The sequence below is a fragment of the Phyllobacterium sp. P5_D12 genome, from assembly GCF_054049495.1.
Genome location: NZ_JBFUMG010000431.1, coordinates 1 through 3,828, shown reverse-complemented (window position 1 = coordinate 3,828; position 3,828 = coordinate 1). Strand labels below are relative to the sequence as shown.

5 protein-coding genes are annotated in these 3,828 nt (G+C 54.1%); 2 read left to right on the top strand and 3 right to left on the bottom strand.

The window, feature by feature from the left end; all coding sequences use genetic code 11:
- On the top strand, positions 1–886 hold an 886-nt coding region (locus tag ACXJ5O_RS21110), incomplete at its 5' end, for a sensor histidine kinase (protein ID WP_457301601.1).
- Here the strand turns inward: ACXJ5O_RS21110 and ACXJ5O_RS21105 are convergent.
- From ACXJ5O_RS21105 to ACXJ5O_RS21095, 3 genes are all read right to left on the bottom strand, one after another.
- On the bottom strand, positions 863–1,339 hold the full coding sequence (locus tag ACXJ5O_RS21105; RefSeq protein ID WP_457301600.1) for a YwiC-like family protein: 477 nt from the start codon (positions 1,337–1,339) through the stop codon (positions 863–865). The genes ACXJ5O_RS21110 and ACXJ5O_RS21105 overlap by 24 nt on opposite strands.
- Position 1,340: 1 nt before the next feature.
- Complete coding sequence (locus ACXJ5O_RS21100) at positions 1,341–1,679, bottom strand: DUF883 family protein (protein WP_457301599.1); 339 nt, start codon at positions 1,677–1,679, stop codon at positions 1,341–1,343.
- 258 nt (positions 1,680–1,937) lie between these two features.
- Positions 1,938–2,096, bottom strand: a complete 159-nt coding sequence (locus ACXJ5O_RS21095) for a DUF3309 family protein (protein ID WP_224507193.1) — start codon at positions 2,094–2,096, stop codon at positions 1,938–1,940.
- A 183-nt stretch (positions 2,097–2,279) separates the two neighbouring features.
- On the opposite strand from ACXJ5O_RS21095, the gene ACXJ5O_RS21090 reads away from it, so the two are divergent.
- Positions 2,280–3,828 (top strand): AI-2E family transporter (locus ACXJ5O_RS21090; RefSeq protein ID WP_457301598.1); only part of this gene is annotated, 1,549 nt, incomplete at its 3' end.

The window sequence follows — 3,828 nt, the reverse complement described above, 5'->3', positions numbered from 1 at the left end:
GGCCTATTCCATGCTTGGTCTTAGACCCGATCAAGCTGTCAGCGGCGAAGACGTCTTCCGGGCAATGCACCCTGACGATTTCCCAATCATGAAATCAGCCTTCACGCGCGCGCTGGTCAGTAATCAGGACTATGTCGGAGAATTCCGCGCTGCGTCATCGGGTCAATGGCTTCTAGGACGCGGCCGCATTTTCGAACGCGATGCCCAGGGGAGACCCGTGGTCGCGGTTGGTGTCAATATTGATATAACGGACACAAAAAAAGCCGCCGAGAAAACGCGGCTCTTGCTGCGCGAGCTCAATCACCGCGTCAAAAACACCTTGGCAATGTTGCAATCACTGGCACGGCAGACGCTCAATCGAACATCCGATCCAGCCGAGTTCATGGAGGCGTTTTCAGGACGTCTTCGGGCCATTTCGGAAGCACATACATTGCTTTCCGATCGAGAATGGAGCGGCATCAGCCTGATCGATCTGATTGCAAAACAGGTGGAGCCTTATGCGGGTTTTGATCCTCGACAGATCGAGCTCGCAGGGGAGGACATGGTTCTACCGCCGGACCATGCACTCGGGCTTGGCATTGCGCTGCACGAGCTCGCTACCAATGCAGCTAGACATGGCGCCCTGTCCGTCGCCGACGGTCGCGTGCGGGTGTCGTGGCAAATAGAATCCGGCCTCGATGAATCCCGCGTTACCATCCACTGGGTAGAATCCAACGGTCCGAAGGTGTTGCCGCCGGAAGCGCGAGGGCTCGGTGAAAGATTGATCGAGCGCAGTTTGGATAAGGTTCTGTCAAGCAGTGTCAGATTGAGTTATCCGGAAACCGGCATGGAGGCTTTGATTTCCATGCCCATCCGCGATCACTCAAATATCCTGGCCCGTAGATGAGGTGTCTTCAGGACGCCGTCTTTTCTTCTTCTTTGGTTTTGTCAGAAGCGAAAGCCCACCGAAAGCCACGAGAGGAACTGCAAGCATCATGAGCGCGCGCGATCGCAGAACAACCGGTGCTGCAGCAAGAGCCGCAACTGTAAGAAGAGCGGCCGTGTCAACCTTTGCACGTTCGCGCTGGCGATTTCGCGCGGCGCGTTCGACGATCTTCATGATTATGTAAGTAATGATTGCCAAGCCGAACGCGCTACCGGCGAGGATCAACGACGCATGCATTTCGCCGTAGCGCTCGGCAAGGGCGATATAGGCAGCCACAACCAGGAAAATCACGCCGATAGTGGCTAGCACAGCGATAATGCCAGCGAAGACCGCGTTGCGCTTCAATCTGTTTATCACGAGACCAGCTTCACCCGCGGCGACGCTGGTTAAAAGTGGAGCTAACAGTTTGAGCATGTCAGCGGCGGGCAATCAGGGCGAGAAGAAAACCAACACCGGCGGCGACGGCAATCGTGGTCAAGGGGTGCTCACGAACAGTCTCAGTGAGCTGGTCTTCGAGTTCACGAGCCTGCAGGCGAAGATCGTCCAACGTTTCCTCACCGCGGACTTTTGCGGTTTCATAGGAACTTGCTGCGCTGCGTTTGGCGTCCTTGGCAGAACTCTTTCCTATCTTGGCAAGGGTTGCTGCAATATTCGCGATGTCCTCCTTCAGGGCAGCAACCTGGGCTTGCAAATCAGGATTGCTATCGGTCGCGTCGTCAACCGCTTTGCGAATTTTTGAAGAGACCGTAGCCATAGAAAAACTCCTTGAGAAAACAGGTGGATATCAGTCGAGAACGTTTTGTCCGCAGTATTTGTTCCACGCATTGGGGGGCGCTGCAAGTCTACTAGGGGCCTTCCGTTTCCAAAGCTTATGAAAGATAACCCATCAACCATAAAATGAGAATGATCGGAAGCGGCAGACCGATGAGCCAAAGCAAAACACCTCGTAACATTTTAAAACTCCTTTTCAGCCATGTCAGATGACGTTCGTGATGGGGGTCCAAGAAGCGCGTTAAATTCTGCCCATCAGAAGCAAAATCAACAGAACGACCAAGACTATTCCCACGAGTCCAGAGGGGCCGTAGCCCCAATTCCTGGCGTGAGGCCAAGTTGGAAACACCCCGATAAGCGCCAAGATAAGAATGATGATGAGAATTGTCGTTAGTGGCATTCTTTCCTCCCTCTCCTGGGAAACTTTTACAGCTTCGAAACACTCGAACCAGGATTTGGTTCCCACGTGACAGGCTCGTGCCAAGAGCCAGAAGTGAAATGCAACCAAATTGAGCCGACTTCGTTCCTGTCGCGGGGTTTCAATGGAGATGGGTTTTTATGGTTGTTATGCCGGTAGGTTTTCATGCCTTCTGAGGAAGCCGGAAGGGCGTCGCGTGCCGTCGAACGGGTAACCCAACGATCGATCTATACACCTGTTTCGGCGAATACGGCGAACCAGTTTCCACCAGTAATTGTCGCGATAGCCGTTGTAGCAGCGCTTTATTTCGCCCGTGAAATTTTCGTGCCACTGGCGTTGGCTTTGCTTTTGACCTTCGCGCTGTCGCCGTTGGTCACCCGCTTGCATCGCTCGGGTGTCCCGAAAGGCGTTGCCGTACTAAGTGTTGTGACAACGGCTTTTCTTGTGATCTTCATTTTCGTCAGCATTGTTGCGAGCCAGCTTACAGTGCTGGCGCAGAACCTGCCAAGCTATCAGTATAATATCGAAACGAAGATCCGCGCGATCAAGGATGCGCAGTCGGGGAACAGCATTTTTGATCGTGGCGCACGCATGTTCAAACGCTTTAGCGACGAAATTGGTCGGTCGGACGAAGTGGAACGATTTGAAAGCGACAACCAAGCAGCGGCCAAACCAGACCCCGCGCGACAGCCTCCCCAAAATGTTGCACCGCCTGCCCCTTTACCACCCTTGCGCGGAACAGATCCTAACAAACCCGTACCTGTGGAAATACGCAATCCACCGCTAGACCCCTTAAGTTTGCTGCAGACTTTTGCCGGACCGTTGATCCAGCCCTTGGCGACAATCGGCATTGTCATCGTGGTGGTAATTTTCATGCTGATGCGGCGTGAAGATTTGCGCGACCGTTTCATAAAGCTGGTGGGAGCCAGCGATATTCACCGAACGACGACTGCCCTGCATGATGCTGGCAAGCGCGTCGGCCAATATTTGCTGATGCAGTTGATCATCAACATCAGCTTCGGCGTGCCTATCGGGATCGGGCTATGGTTCATTGGTATTCCCAATCCGATGCTGTGGGGCATGCTGGCGATCGTTCTCCGTTTTGTGCCCTACATTGGACCAATCATTGCAGCCGCATTTCCGCTTATTCTGTCGCTGGCAGTCGATCCAGGTTGGATGGTGCTGGTCTGGACGGCGGCTCTGTTCATCGTGCTCGAACTCATCAGTAGCAATATCATGGAGCCGCTTCTCTACGGCTCCAAGACCGGGTTGTCCCCCGTTGCGATTCTGATGGCCGCCATTGTCTGGACCTGGATCTGGGGGCCGACCGGATTGATCCTTTCAACACCGCTCACCGTGTGCCTGGTCGTTCTCGGAAGACACGTGCCAAAGTTCGAATTTTTGGATGTTCTTCTTGGCAATGAGCCGGTGCTCCTTCCGCCGCAGCAACTATATCAACGGCTGTTATCCGGCGATCCGGACGAAGCAACAGAAAAGGCCGAGGAGTATCTGCAATCGGCAACGATCATGGATTATTACGCTTCGGTGGCTATTCCTGCATTGCTGCTTGCCGAACACGACAGAGGCCGGGGGGTGCTTGACGAGCCTAGGCGCAATCGTGTGGCGCAAAGCATGATCCTTCTCGTCGAGAACCTGTCGGAGTATCACGACGTTGAGGACGAAGAAGAAAAGGGAGCCGAACCCGAAGGGGGCT

What these genes read in the sequence shown, in the direction of transcription:
- ACXJ5O_RS21105 (WP_457301600.1), bottom strand. Translation starts at nt 1,339, where the DNA reads ATGCTCAAACTGTTAGCTCCACTTTTAACCAGCGTCGCCGCGGGTGAA.
- ACXJ5O_RS21100 (WP_457301599.1), bottom strand. Translation starts at nt 1,679, where the DNA reads ATGGCTACGGTCTCTTCAAAAATTCGCAAAGCGGTTGACGACGCGACC.
- ACXJ5O_RS21095 (WP_224507193.1), bottom strand. Translation starts at nt 2,096, where the DNA reads ATGCCACTAACGACAATTCTCATCATCATTCTTATCTTGGCGCTTATC.